The organism is Ensifer sp. VA4 (assembly GCF_055710065.1).
The window spans coordinates 125,334-144,368 of record NZ_JBVQPO010000001.1; the positions used below are offsets into that span (position 1 = coordinate 125,334).

The 19,035-nt window shown below is 63.7% G+C and carries 18 protein-coding genes; 7 read left to right on the forward strand and 11 right to left on the reverse strand.

Annotation, left to right across the window (positions count from 1 at the left end; translation table 11 throughout):
- The first annotated feature begins 202 nt into the window (after positions 1-202).
- Positions 203-586, forward strand: a complete 384-nt coding sequence (locus tag AC0C6X_RS00670; protein WP_472951354.1) for a hypothetical protein — start codon at positions 203-205, stop codon at positions 584-586.
- 311 nt (positions 587-897) lie between these two features.
- Positions 898-1,149, forward strand: coding sequence for a hypothetical protein (locus AC0C6X_RS00675; RefSeq protein WP_057250618.1), 252 nt, complete (start codon positions 898-900; stop codon positions 1,147-1,149).
- A gap of 166 nt (positions 1,150-1,315) precedes the next feature.
- On the opposite strand, the gene ppdK is transcribed toward AC0C6X_RS00675, so the two are convergent.
- The 5 genes from ppdK to AC0C6X_RS00700 form a co-directional block, all read right to left on the reverse strand.
- The gene (gene ppdK / locus AC0C6X_RS00680; RefSeq protein WP_472951356.1) at positions 1,316-3,982 is read right to left on the reverse strand and encodes a pyruvate, phosphate dikinase; all 2,667 of its coding nucleotides are present in this window, start codon (positions 3,980-3,982) and stop codon (positions 1,316-1,318) included.
- 379 nt (positions 3,983-4,361) lie between these two features.
- Complete coding sequence (gene smc / locus AC0C6X_RS00685) at positions 4,362-7,823, reverse strand: chromosome segregation protein SMC (RefSeq protein ID WP_472951358.1); 3,462 nt, start codon at positions 7,821-7,823, stop codon at positions 4,362-4,364.
- A 235-nt stretch (positions 7,824-8,058) separates the two neighbouring features.
- A complete protein-coding gene (locus tag AC0C6X_RS00690) occupies positions 8,059-8,430 on the reverse strand; it encodes an endonuclease domain-containing protein (protein WP_173515856.1) in 372 nt (123 codons plus the stop codon).
- A gap of 86 nt (positions 8,431-8,516) precedes the next feature.
- Positions 8,517-9,332 carry a DsbA family protein gene (locus tag AC0C6X_RS00695; RefSeq protein ID WP_173515855.1) on the reverse strand — a complete coding sequence of 272 codons (816 nt, stop codon included), beginning with the start codon at positions 9,330-9,332 and terminating at the stop codon, positions 8,517-8,519.
- A 115-nt stretch (positions 9,333-9,447) separates the two neighbouring features.
- The gene (locus tag AC0C6X_RS00700) at positions 9,448-9,954 is read right to left on the reverse strand and encodes a DUF721 domain-containing protein (protein ID WP_173515854.1); all 507 of its coding nucleotides are present in this window, start codon (positions 9,952-9,954) and stop codon (positions 9,448-9,450) included.
- A 93-nt stretch (positions 9,955-10,047) separates the two neighbouring features.
- Here AC0C6X_RS00700 and mutY point away from each other — a divergent pair, with 93 nt between their 5' ends.
- Positions 10,048-11,136: an A/G-specific adenine glycosylase gene (gene mutY / locus AC0C6X_RS00705; RefSeq protein ID WP_472951361.1), complete on the forward strand. Its 1,089-nt coding sequence runs from the start codon at positions 10,048-10,050 to the stop codon at positions 11,134-11,136.
- 146 nt (positions 11,137-11,282) lie between these two features.
- Positions 11,283-11,900 (forward strand): HAD family hydrolase, encoded by a 618-nt coding sequence (locus AC0C6X_RS00710; RefSeq protein ID WP_173515852.1) that lies wholly within the window; start codon positions 11,283-11,285, stop codon positions 11,898-11,900.
- A gap of 53 nt (positions 11,901-11,953) precedes the next feature.
- Here the strand turns inward: AC0C6X_RS00710 and AC0C6X_RS00715 are convergent, their stop codons facing one another.
- The 4 genes from AC0C6X_RS00715 to AC0C6X_RS00730 form a co-directional block, all read right to left on the reverse strand.
- A complete protein-coding gene (locus AC0C6X_RS00715) occupies positions 11,954-12,355 on the reverse strand; it encodes a YkvA family protein (protein WP_173515851.1) in 402 nt (133 codons plus the stop codon).
- Positions 12,356-12,597: 242 nt separating this feature from the next.
- A complete protein-coding gene (locus AC0C6X_RS00720) occupies positions 12,598-13,728 on the reverse strand; it encodes a site-specific DNA-methyltransferase (protein WP_104664761.1) in 1,131 nt (376 codons plus the stop codon).
- 199 nt (positions 13,729-13,927) lie between these two features.
- Complete coding sequence (locus AC0C6X_RS00725) at positions 13,928-14,278, reverse strand: antibiotic biosynthesis monooxygenase family protein (protein WP_173515850.1); 351 nt, start codon at positions 14,276-14,278, stop codon at positions 13,928-13,930.
- Positions 14,279-14,281: 3 nt separating this feature from the next.
- A complete protein-coding gene (locus tag AC0C6X_RS00730; protein ID WP_173515849.1) occupies positions 14,282-14,602 on the reverse strand; it encodes an NIPSNAP family protein in 321 nt (106 codons plus the stop codon).
- A 92-nt stretch (positions 14,603-14,694) separates the two neighbouring features.
- On the opposite strand from AC0C6X_RS00730, the gene AC0C6X_RS00735 reads away from it, so the two are divergent.
- Positions 14,695-15,375, forward strand: coding sequence for an ArsR/SmtB family transcription factor (locus AC0C6X_RS00735; RefSeq protein ID WP_173515848.1), 681 nt, complete (start codon positions 14,695-14,697; stop codon positions 15,373-15,375).
- 23 nt (positions 15,376-15,398) lie between these two features.
- On the opposite strand, the gene AC0C6X_RS00740 is transcribed toward AC0C6X_RS00735, so the two are convergent.
- The gene (locus AC0C6X_RS00740) at positions 15,399-16,067 is read right to left on the reverse strand and encodes a GntR family transcriptional regulator (protein WP_057250651.1); all 669 of its coding nucleotides are present in this window, start codon (positions 16,065-16,067) and stop codon (positions 15,399-15,401) included.
- Between the two features lie 180 nt (positions 16,068-16,247).
- Between AC0C6X_RS00740 and AC0C6X_RS00745 the strand changes: the two genes are divergently transcribed.
- Positions 16,248-16,943: an HAD family hydrolase gene (locus AC0C6X_RS00745; protein ID WP_173515847.1), complete on the forward strand. Its 696-nt coding sequence runs from the start codon at positions 16,248-16,250 to the stop codon at positions 16,941-16,943.
- 323 nt (positions 16,944-17,266) lie between these two features.
- Entirely contained in the window at positions 17,267-18,373 is a 1,107-nt protein-coding gene (locus AC0C6X_RS00750; protein WP_247957970.1) for an ABC transporter substrate-binding protein, read from the forward strand.
- 68 nt (positions 18,374-18,441) lie between these two features.
- On the opposite strand, the gene AC0C6X_RS00755 is transcribed toward AC0C6X_RS00750, so the two are convergent.
- Positions 18,442-18,993, reverse strand: coding sequence for a hypothetical protein (locus AC0C6X_RS00755; protein WP_173518092.1), 552 nt, complete (start codon positions 18,991-18,993; stop codon positions 18,442-18,444).
- Between the last annotated feature and the right edge of the window lie 42 nt (positions 18,994-19,035).

Here is a 19,035-nt window from a genome sequence, read left to right on the forward strand (position 1 = left end):
ACAGGCAATGCGCCAGTCGACCGCCGCGCTGCGGGCCGCGCCCGAGGCTTCGCCGCAAAATCGCCATTCTCGTTAACCACCTATCAACACATGGGAATGTGCCCGCGCGCCCAGGAATAGGCCGGCACGCGGAGTTTCAATCGGAGGCAACGGCCGCGCCCGGCAGAGTGTGAGGGTGCGCGGCGATCGACGGAGAACCGACATGGGCGCATCGCAAGCAGCCGTGGCAATTGCCACCCCCGCCCCTCTTCCTGCGGGCGACGGCGGCATTCCGATGGGGCTCCTCGAATTGGAACTCTCCCTCGACGGCTTCTCCGGGAACAAGGATGATTTCCCTGGTTTTGTCCGGACCGTAGCCGACAATGCCGGGGCCGAGTTTCTGTTTGCATTGCCTGCCTCTGAGCTGATCGATGACTGCATGAGCATCGCCGTGCTTCGGCTCGGCGAGGCGGACGCCGAAACATCGATCCTGTTTGCCTGCCTTGATGAGCAGGGCACGGCCATACGCATCGAACATCCAAGCGATGGCACGCGCGACCTGGAGCGCTTCGCCGAGTCCTTCGTCGGCGTGCTCGAGCGCATGTGATCGCGGCACGGCGGCGCCCCTTCCACCGGATTTGACGCAAGCGGTTGCATGCCAACCAGCGAAGCGTTTCGTCTCGAGCTTTCCTACAACGCCCCCGCTGGTGCTGCACGTTGAACACGGTCGGCAGACCTGCCGAAAACCCACCTTCAGCACCACATCCGGCGATCGTGGGGCGCCGTCCGTGCACAACCGCACAGTCGCCGCAGATTTGCCGCGCCTCGCTTCGATTTTCGGCGCAACTCCCTATATTAATTGCGATTCGAGAAATGAATCCGCCGATGGCGCGCCGGCACTCTGGAGGCACGAAGATCATGACGACCCGATTGACGATCCTTGTCGCGGCTGCCTTGCTGCTGACGGCGTGCCAGACGATGACACCGGAGGAGCGGCGCATCGCCGACGGGAACACCTGCGCCTCCTACGGCTTCCGCCGCGGTACCGACGCCTTTGCCACCTGCCTGCAACGCATCGAACTCGACCGGCGCGCCGAATCGCGCGCCTTCCGCTATCAGAACGACGTGATGATGTGGGGCTGGGACCGCCCCGTCGTCATCATGCGCTGATCTGGCGATCGTTCGGTCGAAGGAGCGCGCACAGCCAAGCCGACGCCGGAGGCGTCGGCTTCTACCTGCATGCTCCCCTTAATCGTCGCCGGTTAAGGGACAAAACCAGCAATTCAAGTGCTGCAGCAACCTTTGCGCGTCCGAGAAGACGCGCGGCGCTGTGGTCTTACCCCTTGCCGTTGATCGCCGCCTGGGCCGCGGCAAGGCGGGCGATCGGCACGCGGAAGGGCGAGCACGAGACGTAGTCGAGACCGGCGTCCTCGCAGAAGCGGATCGAGGCGGGGTCGCCGCCATGTTCGCCGCAGATGCCGAGCTTCAGGCCGTTCTTGGTGCGCCGTCCCCGTTCGGCGGCGATCTGGATCAGTTCGCCGACGCCATCGAAATCGAGCGAGACAAACGGATCCTGCTCGATGATGCCCTTCTGCTGGTAGGTTGCCAGGAACTGCGAGGCGTCGTCGCGCGAGATGCCGAAGGTCGTCTGCGTCAGGTCGTTGGTGCCGAAGGAGAAGAAGTCTGCCGCTTCGGCGATCACGCCGGCGCGCAGTGCCGCGCGCGGCAGCTCGATCATGGTGCCGACGAGATAGTCTATGTCGATCCCGGCCTCACCGATCACGTCCTTGGCGACCGCATCGATGCGTTCCTTGACGTAGTCGAGCTCTGTTTTGAGGCCGACGAGCGGCACCATGATTTCGGGAACGACGGCCGCGCCGGTCTCACGCGCCGCCTCGACGGCCGCCTCGAAGATCGCGCGCGCCTGCATCTCGGCGATCTCCGGATAGGAAATCGCCAGACGGCACCCGCGGTGGCCGAGCATCGGGTTGAATTCATGCAGTTCGTCGACGCGCTGGCGGAGTTCCGACGGGTCGAGCGAAAGGGCCCCTGCGACGTCGGCGATTTCCTCGTCGGTCTTCGGCAGGAACTCGTGCAGCGGTGGGTCGAGCAGGCGGATCGTCACCGGCAGGCCGTGCATGATCGAGAACAGCTCGGCGAAATCCGAGCGCTGCATCGGCAGGAGCTTGGCAAGTGCCAGGCGCCGGCCAGCCTCGTCGTCGGCGAGGATCATCTCGCGCACGACGTTGATGCGGTCGTCCTCGAAGAACATGTGCTCGGTACGGCAGAGGCCGATGCCTTCGGCGCCGAAGGAGCGCGCGGCGCGCGCATCCGCTGGCGTTTCGGCATTGGTCCTGACGGTCATGCGACGGCTGGCATCCGCCCAGGCCATGATCTTGCCGAAGTCACCGGAAAGCTCCGGTTGCAGCATGGCGATCGACCCCTTCAGCACCTGGCCTGACGAACCGTCGATAGTGATGATCTCGCCCTTGCGCAGCGTCACGCTTCCGGCCGTCAGCAGCTCGTTGCGAAGATCGACGCGGATGCTGCCGGCGCCGGAAACACAAGGCGTACCCATGCCGCGCGCGACCACGGCCGCGTGGCTGGTCATGCCGCCGCGCGTCGTCAGAATACCTTCGGCCGCATGCATGCCGTGAATGTCTTCCGGGCTGGTTTCGACACGCACGAGGATGACCTTGCGGCCTTCCTTGTCGGCCTGAACCGCTTCTTCGGAGGTAAAGACGATCTCGCCGGTGGCAGCACCCGGCGAGGCCGGCAGGCCGGAACCGATGATATCGCGACGCGCATGCGGGTCGATCGTCGGGTGCAGCAGTTGGTCGAGCGAAGCGGGATCGATGCGGGCGACGGCCTCCTGCTCGGAGATCAGCCCCGCCTCCGCCATATCGACGGCGATCTTCAGCGCCGCCTTGGCGGTGCGCTTGCCCGAGCGGGTCTGCAGCATCCAGAGCGTGCCGCGTTCGATGGTGAACTCGAGGTCTTGCATGTCGCGGTAGTGCCGCTCGAGCGTATCGCAGATCGAGCGGAACTCGGCAAAGGCCTCGGGCATCAGCTTTTCGAGCGACGGCTTGTCGGAACCGGAGGCGATGCGGGCCGCCTCGGTGATGTTCTGCGGCGTGCGGATGCCGGCGACGACGTCCTCGCCCTGGGCGTTGACGAGGAACTCGCCGTAGAGCTCGCTCTCGCCGGTCGAGGGATTGCGGGTGAAGGCGACGCCGGTTGCCGAGGAATTGCCGAGATTGCCGAAGACCATGGCCTGGACGTTGACGGCTGTTCCCCAGCCGGCGGGTATGCCGTGCAGGTGGCGGTAGGTTATCGCGCGCGGGTTCATCCAGCTCGAAAAGACGGCGCTGATCGCGCCCCAGAGCTGCACTTCCGGATCCTGCGGGAAGGGTTCGCCGAGCGCCTCTTCGATCGCCTCCTTGTAGCGCGCGATGACGTGCTGCCACTCGACGGCGGAAAGCTCCGTGTCCTGCTCATGGCCGAGGCGCGCCTTTTCATCTTCCAGGATCTCTTCGAAGACATCGTGATCGACGCCCATGACAACATCGCCATACATCTGGATGAAGCGGCGGTAGCTATCCCAGGCAAAACGCGCGTCGCCGGCGTCATGGCCAAGCGCATGCACCGACTGGTCGTTGAGGCCGAGGTTGAGAACGGTATCCATCATGCCGGGCATCGAGGCCCGGGCGCCGGAGCGAACCGAAAGCAGCAAGGGATGGGACGTGTCGCCGAAGACCCGTCCGGTCACCTCTTCCATCCGACTGATGCCCTCGCGCACCTGGTCGCGCAGGCCTTCCGGCATCTGCCTGCCATTGTCGAAGAAGCTGTTGCAGGCATCGGTGACGATCGTCAGGCCGGGCGGCACCGGCAAGCCGAGGTTGCACATTTCGGCAAGGTTTGCGCCCTTGCCACCCAACCGCTCGCGGTCACCTGCACGTCCCTCGGCCTTGCCCCCACCGAAGGTGTATACCCATTTCGTCATACCTGCTCTCCACCCAGAAACAGTCTTTTATGACGATCTACAGTATATGTTTCAGGCTGAAAATGCATCCGGTGAAGAATTATGCTGCACCGCATCATTTTGTGTAACAATGCAACATATTGGCGGTCGACAGCGCCGCACGTCTTGCCCGACGCGCAAGGGTCGCTGTGGGACTTTGATTTGCTGCAAGTCTCCTTAAATCGAGGTCGATATAAGGAGACATGCCGTAATGCCCGCCAGAGGCTTTATCCGCCACATTGCCGGCCACATCACAAAAAACTGATATAAACTGGCGCGGTGGGGCGCGTCCAAGAATAGCCCATCATGCAATCCGTTTCGGTCAGCCGGAGGCTGGTCGATCAGGTCCGGGAAGCGTCGATCAGACTACTTCGCGCAGCCGTTCCGCCGTCTGCAAGTCGACGGAGACGAGCTGGGATACGCCCTGCTCGGCCATGGTTACACCGAAAAGGCGGTTCATGCGGGCCATGGTGATCGGGTTGTGGGTGATGATGATGAAGCGGGTCTCGGTCGAGGCCGCCATCTCGTCCATCAGGTTGCAGTAGCGCTCGACATTGTGGTCGTCGAGCGGGGCGTCCACTTCGTCGAGCACGCAGATCGGCGCCGGGTTGGTGAGGAACACCGCAAAGATCAGCGCCATGGCCGTCAGGGCCTGCTCGCCGCCCGAAAGCAGCGTCATCGTCTGCGGCTTCTTGCCCGGTGGGCGGGCGAGAATTTCGAGACCCGCTTCCAGCGGATCGTCGCTCTCGATCAGTTGCAGTTCGGCTGTGCCGCCGCCGAAGAGATGGGTGAACAGCCGCTGGAACTGCACGTTCACGACGTCGAAGGCGGCAATCAGGCGCTCGCGGCCCTCACGGTTCAGGTTCTGGATGGCGCTCCTGAGCTTGCGGATCGCCTCGATGACGTCGTCGCGCTCGCGGAGGATGAGAGCGAGCTTTTCGGAAAGCTCCTTCTGCTCCTCTTCGGCGCGCAGGTTGACGGCGCCGAGCCGCTCGCGTTCGATCTTCAGCCGTTCGAGTTCACGCTCGATGTTGCGCATGTCCGGCAACGCTTCATCGACCGCGAGCCCGGTCAGGCGCATCACCTCATGCGGCGCACAGGAGAGCGCTTCCTGGATGCGCGCTTCGATCTCGATACGGCGCTCGCGGGCCGAGACCAGCCGCTCCTCGGCGCGGCCACGCTTCTCGCGCGATTCCGCAAGCTCGGAAAGCGCGGTTGCTGCCAGCCGATCCGCCTCGCGCTGGTGATTTTCGGCCTCGGCGAGGAGGTCGGCCGCCTCGCGCCGCGCCGCCTCCGCCTTCTGCAATTCGCCCATCAACGCGCGGCGCTTGTCATCGAATTCGTCCGGCGCGTCGATCAGTTCTTCGACTTCATCGCGGGCCTCCGCTTCGCGGTCGCGCAGCGTCGCGATATGTTCCTCGGCGCTCGCGGCGCGCGCCTTCCAGGTCTGGCGCTCGCTGGCTATCGCTGTCATGCGCCGCTGGCGGGCCTCGTTCTCACGCGCCAGGCCGTCATGGGCGGCACGGGCTTCGGCGACGGCGGCGCGATCGGCGGCGACATCGGCCGTCTGCGTGCGCAGTTTCAATTCAAGTTCTGAGAGATCGGGTGCATCAGCCAGCGCGTCGTTCGCCGTTTCGATCTGCTCGGCCACTTCCTCGACCTGGGCTTCGATCTGGCTACGCGTTTCCGCCAATACCGCGCGCCGGCGGGCAAGATCGCCCGAGGCGCGCTCGGCAGCCGCAAGGGCGTCACGGGCTTCGGCGAGCTGCCGCGTGATCATGCGCTGCGCCTCACGCGCGAGCCGCAGCCTTTCGTCTTCGGCACGAATGCGCGTGCCGGCGGCCGCAAGTTCAGCCTCGGCGCGGCGCAGCGCCTCTGCGGCACCTTCGGTTTCTATTTCGAGTTCGGCGAGGCGGTTCTTCTGCGCCAGCCGCAGGGCGGCGGCACTCGGCGCCTCGGAACCGGTTACATGCCCGTCCCAGCGCCAGACGGAGCCTTGCTTGGTGACGAGGCTCTGACCGGGCTTCAACAATGGCAGCAGCCGCTCCGCTTCCGCCTCGCTTGCGACGATGCCTATTTGCTTGAGCGCACGCGTCAGCGCATCCGGCGCCTTCACATGGGCAATCAGCGGGTTAACGCCTTCGGGCAAATCGGCGTCGCCGGCATGATCGCCGGGCGCTCGCCAATGGGCCGGCGCGCGCCTGTCGAGCGGCGAATCGAGATCGTCGCCAAGCGCGGCACCCAATACGGTCTCAAAGCCGCGGTCGACCTTCATCTCCTCCACCACGGCCGGATAGGCGCCGCCGGAAACCGCCTCCAGCATGCGGCGGATCGTGCGCGCTTCCGTTTCTATACCGTTGAGAGCGGCCCGTGCGCGATCGACCGGTGGACGCGCGTCAACCTCCGCGCGCCGCGCCTCAGCCAGAGCCTCCTCGATCGCAAGCACATTGGCTTCCGCTTCTTCGAGCGCGGCCTCGGCGACCTCGACCTGCCCCTGCTTCTCGTGCGGGTCGGGAAGTGCGGCCATCTGTCTGTCGAGTTCATCGAGATCGCGCGACTGTTCAGTTAACTGCCGGGCAAGCCGGGCCTGTCGCTCCGAGAGATCGCGCAGCGTCCGCTCGAGCTGGTTGCGACCCGCCTGGGCCTCGGCCCGCTCGGCGGTCAGCCGCGCCAATAACGCTTCGCTGTCGGCGAGCCTTTCATTCGCTTCCTCCAGCCGCTCACGCGCTTCCGTCGCGCGGTCGTCAGCCTCGGCGAGCATGTCGCCAAGTTCGGCCTCCTCCTCGTCGAGCCGCGCCAGAATGCCGGCATTGTCGACGACGAGCCTCTCTTCGCGAGCGATGTCTTCGGCAAGCTGCGCCAGGCGACGATGCAACTCGTCGCGCCGTCTGAGGATCCGGCCGGCATCCTCTTCGAGCTGCGCGCGGGCGATCTGCAGGCGTTGAAGCGCCGCCGCGAACCGCGCCTCGTTCTCGCGCAGTTCCGGCAGTTTCAGGCTGGCAATCGCCTGTTCTTTGGCCGCCTGCATCTGCAGCTGCGCCTTTTCGGCGACCAGTGCGGTGATCTGGTTGAGCTGGCTCGTCGCCTCGGCCTCCGCCTCCTTGGCCTGCACCCAGCGGATATGGAACAGGATCGCCTCATGCTTGCGGATATCGGCCGACAGCATCTTGAAGCGGTTGGCCTGGCGCGACTGGCGCTTGAGGCTCTCGATCTGGCTTTCGAGCTGCGACGTGACGTCGTCGAGGCGCTCGAGATTGGTTTCCGCTGCCCTGAGGCGCAATTCCGCCTCGTGGCGGCGCGAATGCAGGCCGGAAATGCCGGCCGCCTCTTCCAGAAGCTGGCGGCGGGCCTGCGGCTTGGCGGCGATCAGCTCACCGATCCGCCCCTGCCCGACCATCGACGGCGAACGCGCGCCGGTCGAGGCATCGGCGAAGAGCAACTGCACGTCCTTGGCGCGCGCCTCCTTGCCGTTGATGCGGTAGACAGAGCCCTGCTCGCGCTCGATGCGGCGCGTCACCTGGATCTCGTCGCTATCGTTGAAGGCCGCGGGCGCCGTGCGATCGCCGTTGTCGAGATAGAGGCCGACCTCCGCCGTGTTGCGCGCTGGGCGGTTGCCGGATCCGGAAAAGATCACGTCGTCCATGCCGGAAGCGCGCATGTTCTTGTAGGAGTTCTCCCCCATCACCCAACGCAGCGCTTCGACGAGATTGGACTTGCCGCAGCCATTCGGCCCGACGACGCCGGTCAGCCCCCTCTCGATGATGAATTCGGTCGGTTCGACGAAGGATTTGAAGCCGAGCAGGCGGAGCTTGTTGAACTTCATGTGGCAGACGCTGGGGCCAGATACCCCCCTCTGCCCTGCCGGGCATCTCCCCCACAAGGGGGGAGATCAGTTGGAGCATCGGCTCGATTCCATCGCGACCGGCTCACCACCAGGTTCAACTGCCCTTTCGACACCCTGCAATGGTGGCTGTGTGCATGCGACATCGCCACTGGCCGATCTCCCCCCTTGTGGGGGAGATGCCCGGCAGGGCAGAGGGGGGTAAGCCACCAGCGCTTCATTCGAACGCCCCCTTACCAATTACGCGCACTAGATGCTCACATACATTGTCGATGTCTCGCAGCACATCGTCGTTCCAGAAGCGCAGTATCGTCCAGCCGTCCGCCTCCAGACGTTGGGTGCGCTGCAGGTCGTAATGGGCAGCCCCCGCTCTTGCATGCTGAGATCCGTCCAACTCGACTATCAACCTTTGCGTCGGGCACGCAAAATCAGCAATGTAACCAGCAATCGGAACTTGCCGTCGAAAGCCGAGCCCCATCAGTCGGTGCGCGCGTAGTTCGTTCCAGAGCTTGAGCTCGGCATCCGTCATGGCGCTTCGCATGCGACGGGCGTTCGAACGGGCCTTCGGTGAAACGTCAGCGTGCGGCATGTCGGGACCCCGCTTGCCGCAACGCTACGAACAAAAAAACGGGCACACGGCTGCTGCCGTCGCCCGTTTTCAGGAAAAGCGAAGGATCAGAGCTTGCTGTCGATGAGGGCCGACATAACGTCAACCGACATGTCCCCCGAATAGTGCTCACCATTGACGAAGAAGGTCGGCGTCGACTGAACGCCGAAATCCTTTGCGCCCCGCTGCATGACAGAGTTCACATCATCCAGAAGTTTTTGGTTCGTCAAGCAGGCCTCGAAGCTCTCCTGTGTAAAACCGGCGAGTTTGGACATCTGCAGCAGCGCGTCACGGCCGTTCTGGGCCGCGGCCCATTGCTGCTGCTGCTTGAAGAGCATGGAGATCATCGGGAAATACTGACCTTCCGGCGCACAGCGCGCCAGCATGAAGGCAGCCGCCGCACGCGGATCGAACGGGAATTCGCGTATGATGAAGCGGACCTTGCCGCTGTCGATGTACTTCGTCTTGATCGCTTCGAACGTGTTGTTGTGGAAGGCCGCGCAGTGCGGGCAGGTCATCGACATGTATTCGACGATCGTCACCGGCGCATTGGCGTCGCCCAGCGCCATTTCCGGCAGAGCGCCCGGCTCGAGCAGCTTGGCCTGATCGACCGAACCTTCCGAGGAAGGAAGCTCGACCTTCGCTGGGGCGGCGGTCGACTGAGCGACTTCCGTGCCGGCGGCCGGCTTGGCCTCGGTGCTTGCCGGGGTCGCAGTCGTCGATGCGGTCGTGGTGGCGTCCGGCTTTGCCGCCGTCTCGGTTGGCGTGGTCGTCGAGGCCGTTTCCTTCTTTTCGTCGCTGCAGGCAGCAAGCACCAGGGCGACGGTTGCGATGGCGGCACCGCCGAGCAGGCGTTTCGTAAGGTTCATTGCGGAAGCGGACATGAATTTGACCCGTGTTCGGAAGGATTTATGCTGCGGATTCGATATCTTGCTGCGCGCAGGGCGGCAAGTGGCCGGGCGTCAACAGAATTCAAAGAATTGTGACCGGCTGATGGCCCTATCGCCGTCGCGGCGCCAGCACGGCCGTCCCAAGCCGTCGCAAGGCCGCCTTCAGTTCTTCGCTCTCGATGCCCTCGACCATCGCCTCCAGCCGGCGCGCGGGCTCGCCCGAAAGCGGCTTCGGCTTGCCGCGGTGTTTCAACTGCGGCGAGACTGGCTTCTGAACGATGCGCAGTTGCCCGATGGCATAGAACCCGAAGAAGCCGTTGATGCGCTGGATCAGTTCTCCCTGGGCATGGGTCAGGAAGAGCGCACGTGCGCCTTCGCAGGCAACCGTCAGCACGCCCGGCTGGTAACCGCCCTCACCCGAAATTTCCGAGGCACGGCGCGGCCAGGCGATCTTCTCCGGGCGCGTGCAATCGGCGAAGTCTTCGCCGGCAATTTCGTCCCAAGAGCCGAGCAGCATGGTGTTGATGCCTGCGCGCTTGGCAAGCACGGGGTCGATCAGGCCGTTGGCGACCTCGCTGATCTGGACGACGCCCTTGCGGGGCTTCTGCTCACTCACGAAAGCGACTTTCTGTATGCAACGTCGATTGAGCCTTGATGCCGCGGCTCCGCTTCGCCAAGTATAGGCCGGAAAGAGAACTCCCGGCAAATCATGAACGATCCGATACCGGCGGCCGACGCCGCACCCCTTCTTTTGGAATGGTACGACAGGCACCACCGCGACCTGCCCTGGCGGGTCTCGCCGCCTATGGCCAAGCGAGAGGTCGTCGCCGATCCCTATCATGTCTGGCTGTCCGAGGTCATGCTGCAGCAGACGACCGTCCAGGCGGTAAAAGCCTATTTCGAGAAATTCCTGTCGCTGTGGCCAACCGTCGAGGACCTGGCGCGCGCCGACAACGAGGACGTGATGAAGGCCTGGGCTGGGCTCGGATACTATGCCCGCGCCCGTAACCTGAAGAAATGTGCCGAAGCCATCGCGAACGACCACGGCGGCCGCTTCCCCGACACCGAGGAAGGGCTGAAATCCCTTCCTGGCATCGGCGATTACACCGCCGCCGCAATCGCCGCGATCGCCTTCAACCGCAAGAGCGCGGTGCTCGACGGCAATGTCGAACGGGTGATCTCACGGCTCTATGCGATCGAAACGCCCCTGCCGGGAGCCAAGCCCGCGATGCGCGCCCGCGTCGCCGGCCTCACGCCCGATGATCGCCCGGGCGATTTCGCCCAGGCGATGATGGACCTCGGCGCGACGATCTGCACCCCGAAGCGGCCTGCCTGCTCGCTCTGTCCCTTCCGTGCGCACTGTCGAGCGCTGGTCGTTGCCGATCCCGAGACCTTTCCGCGCAAGGCGCAGAAGAAGGACAAGCCGCTTCGGCGCGGCGCCGCCTTCGTCGCGATCGATGCCGACAATGCCGTCTATCTGCGCAAGCGGGTCGAGAGCGGCCTGCTTGGCGGCATGACCGAGGTGCCCGGCACCGACTGGACGGCGCGACAGGACGGCGACACCTCGCTCGCCTCCCAACCCTTCGCCGCGCACTGGGAAGACTGTGGCACCATCAGCCACGTCTTCACACATTTCGAGTTGCGTCTCTCCGTCTACCGCGCCAATGTCGCGCGCGCCGGAACGGACGGCGACGGCTGGTGGGAACCATTTCACTCCCTCAAGGCCCAGGCGCTGCCGACGGTCATGAAAAAGGCGATCGCCCAGGCGATTCCGCATGCCTTCAAGGCGGAGCGCTAGAGTGTTCCGCTTTCAAAGTGGAAAGACTGGAAACGGAAAGACGCTCTAGAAACCAAGTGCTGGAGCAGGATGAGGAAAAATGTGCGGTTCTCAGTCCACGTGCCGGCCTAACTTCTGATCTAAAAGACCAAGCAAGGAATACGTCCATGAGCAGCATCGAAATCCGCCACATCGTCTTCGACATCGGCAAGGTGCTGATTCATTACGATCCCAACCTGCCGTTCAGCCGCATCATCCCCGACGAGGCGGAGCGGGAATGGTTCTTCGCCAATGTCTGCACCCATGACTGGAACATCGAGCAGGATCGCGGCCGCTCCTGGGAGGAGGCCGAGGCGCTTTTGATCAAGGATTTTCCCGATCGCGAAGTGCAGATCCGCGCCTTCCGCAAATATTGGCAGGAGATGGTGCCGCATGCCTATGTCGAGACGGTTTCGCTGCTGGAACGGCTGATTGCCGAGGGACGCGACGTGACGATGCTGACCAACTTCGCCTCCGACACGTTCCGCGAGGCCCAGGCCCTCTATCCCTTCCTGACCCTGCCGCGCGGCGTCACCGTTTCGGGCGACGTCAAGCTCATCAAGCCCGATATCGCCATCTACGAAACGCATGCGCGGACCTTCGGCCTGACCCCGTCGGCGACCCTCTTCATCGATGACAGCGTCGCAAATGTCGAAGCCGCGCGGCTCGCCGGTTGGCACGCGGTGCACTTCGTCGACCCCGAGAAATTGAAGGCCGACCTCACTTCATACGGCATCCATTCCTGACGCAAGCCCGTTTCGCCCGGTCGATGGAACGACGGCTAAGGTACGGCGCGCCTTCAGCTTTCGGGCGAAACGACGCGCCACACCGCCCAACCGGCAAGCGCTGCGGCCGCCAGCCAGATGCACAGGATCGCGACCAGACCGCCGCGGCTGGATGGGCGCTCCTCCAATGCCGTCGCCCGGTCCCGAAATTCGTGCATGAGCGTCGGCGGCACGAGACGCACCGCCAGCAGGATGCCGAGCGGAACGATGACCAAATCATCGATGTAGCCGAGCACCGGAATGAAATCGGGGATCAGATCGACCGGCGACAGCGCGTAGGCGGCGACTGCGCCGGCAACGAACTTCGCTGAAAGCGGCGTTCGAGGGTCGCGCGCGGCGAACCAGAGCGCGACGACGTCGCGTTGGATCTGACGCGCCCACTGCTTCGTGCGCTGGAGTCGATCGGGCGAGGCCATGCGGACGGCAACCCTTATTCGGGTGAAGACTGGGTTCTCGGAATCCTATTTCCGGACGCAAGGATTGGCAATCAGGCGAAGCCTCCTTGCCTATCGCGTCAACGTTCCTGCAATCATCCCGCAAACATACAAATGCCCGGAATCCGCTTTGAGGATTCCGGGCATTTAAAGCTCTCCTTCCGGGACTGAAGGTACAAAAACCGGTCGGAGCGCCTTTCGAAGGATCTGGCCGAACTGGTTGATCAGTTCAGTTTTGCCAGATCATTTCGAATGACGGTTCTGAGTTCGTCGATGGGCTTCAGGGTGTTCCCCTCTTCGAAGTGCCAGAATGTCCATCCATTGCATGCATCAAGCCCCTGGACCTTGGCGCCCAGGCGATGAATTGAGCCGGCCTCGCCACCGGAAGCGACCGTGCCGTCGGCGCGGACGATGGCGCTGTAGCGGCGCTTTGCGTCCGTGAGCACCGTGCCGGGCTTGATCAGCCCGCTCTCGATCAGTGTATTGAAGGCGACACGCGGTTCGGCCTTCTTGCCGGTCATCACTGACAGCATGGCCTTGCCGAGCGGTTCGACGGCATCGATGCGCGCCGAGGCCGCGTCAATGTAGTCCTGCTCGCGCTCGATGCCGACGAAGTGACGGCCGAGACGCTTGGCGACGGCGCCGGTCGTGCCGGAACCGAAGAAGGGATCGAGCACGACGTCACCCGGCTTGGTCGAGGCCATGAGGATGCGGGCGAGCAGCGCCTCCGGCTTCTGGGTCGGATGCACTTTCTTGCCATCGTCGTCCTTCAGCCGCTCATGCCCGGAGCAGATCGGGAAAAGCCAGTCGGAGCGCATCTGCACGTCGTCATTGGCGGCCTTCATCGCATCGTAATTGAAGGTGTAACCCTTGGCATTCGCATTCGGCGTCGCCCAGATCAGGGTTTCATGGGCATTCTGGAAGCGGCGGCCCTTGAAGTTCGGCATCGGGTTGGTCTTGCGCCAGATGATGTCGTTGAGGATCCAGAAGTGCAGATCCTGCAGGATGGCACCGACGCGGAAGATATTGTGGTAGGAACCGATGACCCAGAGAGTGCCGGTCGGCTTCAGCACGCGGCGGCAGGCGAGCAGCCATGCGCGGGTGAAGGCGTCATAGGCCTCGAAGGAGGCGAACTGGTCCCATTCGTCGTCGACGGCATCGACCACCGACTGATCGGGACGGGTCAGCATGCCGCCGAGCTGGAGGTTGTAGGGCGGGTCGGCGAAAACGACGTCGACCGAATTGTCGGGAAGCGCATTGAGCGCCGCAACGCAGTCACCCTTGATGATGCTGTCGAGCCAGCCCAGCGGACGGGTGGAGCGGGAGACTTCGGCAAGCGAAACAACTGAAGACATGGACAACTCGCAAATACGCTTACTCGGAACGGACTATGGAGCTTATGGTTACCGAAGATGGTTACCAAAGCCTGAAGGCCGTTCCGAAAAAGTGCGTAGTCACGCCATGTTAGTGAGATCCCCTGGCGTGGGATGAGGAAAAGTGTGCGCGGTTTTCCGCCCGCATCCCACGCCAACGGCAAGATACGAACACGCCGATTCATTTGGAGTCGTGAAAGGCGCGGCTGTCGGCCGGCGCTTCACGGCGCTCGTTCAACCCGTAATCGCGGATGACGGAGGCGATGCGCAGGCGATAGTCGGCGAAGACGCCGTGACGTCCCGCATCCTGGGCGGCGCGGTGTTCGGCACCGTTGCGCCAGGCCTTCACCGCCTCCTCGTCGCGCCAGAAGGACAGGGACAATACCTTGTCGGGATTCGCCAGGCTCTGGAACCGCTCGATCGAGATGAAACCATCGATGTCGTCAAGCAGAGGGCGCAGGTCGGCGGCGATACCGAGATAGGTGTCGCGACGGCCCTCGGCCGGCAGGACTTCGAAGATGACGGCAATCATGATTCACTTTCCTCCGATGCCAGCGGATACGTTCTTCAGGAAAATGCGGTCTTCCTTCAGAATAAACCGTTCGCGGCGGGCAAAGGCATAGTTTTCCCTGCCGAGCGGATCAGCTGCAAGCCGGGCGCGATAGGCCTCGTAGGCCGCGAGGCTCTCGATGTTGTAGACACCGTAGGCCGTCGTCGCCGAGCCCTCATGCGGCCCGAAGTAACCAATGAGATCGGCGCCGCAGCGTGGGATCGCCTCGCCCCAGTTGCGCGAATAGGTGGCGAACTCTTCCTTCTTGAAGGGATCGATTTCGTAGCGGATGAAGCAGGTGATCATCGTCGTCTCCTTGTGGCCCGGCCTGTCGCCGGTCTTCGATGGGACGACTATGCACGCTTGTCCGACGGGGATGCTTCGACTACGATCGAAGTATGAAGGAAGGTCCTGACATCGCTCTCATCGGCTCCCTGATCGGAGATCCCGCCCGCGCCAACATGCTGACGGCGCTGATGGGTGGTCGGGCCCTTACGGCGACCGAACTCGCCACCCATGCCGGGATCACGCTTCAGACCGCAAGCTCCCATCTTTCCAAGCTCGAAGCGGGTGGCCTGCTCAGCCAGCGCAAGCAGGGGCGGCACCGCTATTTCCAGCTCGCCGAGGATGAAGTCGGCCTGATGCTCGAGAACCTGATGGGCTTCGCCGCCAGCCGCGGCATGAACCGTCACCGCCCCGGCCCGAAGGATCCGGCGCTGCGAAAAGCGCGCGTCTGCTACAACCATCTCGCCGGCGACTATGGCGTGCGCATGTATGACAGCCTGATCGCCGAGAAGCAGATCGAGATCAACGGCGACGACCTCGCGTTGACGCCGGCTGGCCAGACCCGGATCGAGGCACTGGGCATCGACTATTCGGCACTGAAGAAATTGCGCCGCCCGATCTGCCGCACCTGCCTCGACTGGAGCGAGCGCCGCTCGCATCTTGCCGGCTCGCTTGGCGAGGCGCTGCTGACGCTCTTCATCGACAGGGGTTGGGCGAAGCGCGAAGCAAACAGCCGCGCCATCCGCTTTACCGCAAGCGGCGAGAAGGCGTTTTCGGAGCTGTTTCCGCAATAGGCGGCCGTAGCGCGGACGCGATCTTAGCCAACAATCGAGAAGGCTTCGCGGGTTTCACCTGCAGCAGTCCTGACCGGCGTCTTGCCGATCCATCCCACGTGCCGCTCGAGGATCTTCGCAGCTTCGTCGCCACGGCCTTCGCGCAGGGCTGCAAGGATGGCGCGATGGTCGTGGTCCGTTCGCGCTTCCCAGCTCGTGCGCCATGCGGAGAAGAGAAAACGGGCGCTCGCCGCATGCAGATCGTCGATGGCCGCGAGCAGCCGCGGCATGCCGCAGGGCTGCAGGATCAATCGGTGAAAGGCGCGGTTCGCCGCTTCCCAGGAGCGGACGTCCCGTGAGGTATCGGCGGCAACCGTCGCCGCTTCCGCCCGGTCGAGGATCGCCGGCGTCAAATGCGGGATGGCGTGGCGAAGGGCCAGAACCTCGAGAACCGCGCGCATTTCGGCAACCTCCCTCACCTCCTTGAGATCGAAGGAGGCGACGCGAACGCCGCGGCGCGGCTCGCTGACGGCAAGCCCCTGGGCCTCCAGCCGCCGAAAGGCTTCGCGAACGGGAACATGGCTCGCGCCGAATTCCTCGGCGATATGATCCTGCCGCAAGCGCTCGCCAGGCATCAGGATGCCGGAGATGATCCTCTCGGCGAGAGCCCTGCTGATGCGACTTGCAAGCGTATCGTCCTGTTGCTTTTCCATCGCCTACAGATAGAGCCGCGAAACAATGCTGTCGAGCAAGCGGAGCAGCGGTTTCGATGATTTCCAAAGGTTGAGCTTTCGGCCACCTTCGTATAAAGCTCTGGCGTACGAAAGCCCCGCGCCGCGCAAGCTATCCTCCCCCTGCCTGCGGCGCCTTCTCCTCCCAGGGAACTGTTCCAAATGACCGGTATCGATCTCATCATTTTTGATTGCGACGGCGTTCTCGTCGATTCCGAAATCATCGCCTCGGAAGTCGAAGCCGCGCTGCTTACCGAAGCGGGCTACCCGATCAGCCTCGAAGAGATGGCCGAGCGTTTTGCCGGCATGACCTGGCACAACACGCTGCTGCAGATCGAGAAGGAAGCGAGCATTCCGCTTTCCGCGTCGCTGATCGACAAGGTAGACACCATTCTCGACAAGCGACTGGAACGCGACGTCAAGATCATCGATGGCGTCAAGCCGATGCTGCTGCAACTGACGCTGCCCCATTGCATCTGCTCGAACTCCACCTCGGCGCGGCTGGCAATGATGCTCGGCAAGGTCGGCATCAAGGATCACTTCGGCTCGCGCATCTACTCGGCGCGCGACCTCGGGCCCGATCGCGTCAAGCCGAAGCCGGACATTTTCCTGCACGGTGCCAAGCAGATGGGGGTCCACCCGTCGCGGGTGCTGGTCATCGAGGACTCCGTGCATGGCATCCACGGCGCGCGCGCCGCTGGCATGCGCGTCGTCGGCTTCACTGGCGGTTCCCACACCTTCCCGTCGCACGCCGACAAGCTGACGGAGGCAGGCGCCGAAACCGTGATCTCGCGCATGACGGCCCTTCCCGGCGTGATCGCAGCGCTTTCCGAATGGTCGGAGTCCATGACGGCCTGACGCCGCGAAGGCCACGTCCGGCCGCACCACTTTCGCCCCGGCTTTCGGCCGGAGCGGGAAAAAGCCTTCGGCCACCACGGCAGGCGTCCGATTAGGCGCCGAGGGACACGATGACACATTGAAGTGGCGCCGCGTCCCTCCGAAAATCTCTGCAGCGACGCGCTCTATCAGAGACGAGAGGTCGCTGCAGCACCCTGAAATGCTGCATGTTTTCGTCCTTTGACCGGTTACGGTTCAAGAACACATGCAGTAGGTTTTCGAAGCCGCGCACGAAGGCCATATCAAGCAAAGCCCCATCAGGGGTATTTCTAGGAGGAAACACTATGCGTCTTTCAATGTTGACCGGCCTGACCCTGGCGGCCAGCGTCGCCTTCGGCCCGCTCGCCTTCGCCGATATCACCGTTGGCGTCATCACGCCGCTCACCGGCCCGGTCGCGGCCTATGGCGAGCAGGTGAAGAACGGGGCAGAAACGGCCGCTGAAGAGATCAACAAGGCTGGCGGCATCAACGGCGAAAAGATCGTCCTGAAGCTGCTCGACGACGCCGGCGACCCGAAGCAGGCGGTGTCGGTTGCCAACCAGGCGGCCGGCGAAGGCATCCGCTACGTCGTAGGGCCGGTGCTCTCGGGCACCTCGATGGCAGCTTCCGACGTTCTCGCTGAAAACGGCATCCTGATGGTGACGCCGACGGCAACGACGCCTGACCTCACCACCCGTGGTCTCTGGAACGTGCTGCGCACCTGCGGCCGCGACGACCAGCAGGCCGAAGTCGCCGCTGCCTATGTGGTCGAGAACCTCAAGGACAAGAAGATCGCCGTCCTGCACGACAAGGCTCCTTACGGCAAGGGCCTTGCTGACGGCTTCAAGAAGGCGATCAACGCAGGCGGCATCACCGAAGTCGTCTACGAAGGCCTGAACCCGGGCGACAAGGACTTCAGCGCCATCGTCACCCGCCTGAAGTCCGAGAACGTCGATGTCATCTACTTCGGCGGTTACCATCCGGAAGGCGGCTTGCTCGCACGCCAAATGCACGACCAGGGCGTGAAGGCGCAGATCTTCGGCGGCGACGGCCTGTCGAACACCGAGTTCTGGGCGATCGGCGGCGAAGCTGCCTCCGGCACGATCTACACCAACGCCAGTGACGCGACCCGCAATCCGGCATCGGCTCCGGCCGTCGAAGCGCTGAAGGCGAAGAACATTCCGGCCGAAGCCTTCACCCTCAACGCCTATGCCGCCGTGCAGGTGCTGAAGGCTGGCATCGAAAAGGCCGGCTCCGCCGAAGACGCGACTGCTGTTGCCACCGCGATCAAGTCCGGCGAAGCGATCGACACGGTGCTCGGCAAGCTGACCTATGGCGAAGCCGGCGACCTGACCTCGCAGGCTTTCTCGCTCTACAAATGGGAAGGCGGCAAGAGCGTTCCGGCTGAGTAAGCCAGAGCGGGATGGAAATGAAACGCCGGGGCAAGCCCCGGCGTTTTTTATGCGGCGTGCGCCGCAGCTTACTTCTTCTTGCCCTTGGCCGGCGGACCCTCGTCGAAGCCGACATAGACGGTGACGTTGGACCCGGCGCCGGCCGGCAGCGTCACGTTCGCCTTGGTGAAGACGAATTGTGCCGAGCCGGTCGAGGGAACTTCGACCGCATGCTGCGTCAGTTCTGAGTAAAGCGTCTTGTCTTCGTCGGTCGCGGCGACACGGATCGGCATGGTGATCTTGCCGGGGCCGCCCGCCGGGCCGCTGACCACGCGTCCCTGCACCACGACGGTCATCGTCAATGAGCCCTCGCTCTGCACGCACTGGCGCGTGGTGTCGGCGAGCGAGGCCTGGTAGACGACCTTCGTCGGGTCGTTCTTGGCACCCTTGGCGTAGCTGGTGAACACCGACGTGCCATCGCGCAGGACGACCTGCGGGCACGCGGCCTGGACGACGGCTGGCGTCGGAGCGGTGGCACTGCCGCCCGCATCGATCGCTCCGCCGGATTGCGTCTTGTTACAGCCGGCGAGGATCGCGAGAAAAGATATTGCGAGAACAGGCCGGGATACTTTGCCAAACACGTTGAACAACCTCTGCTGGACCGGTTGAAACTCCTTGACCGA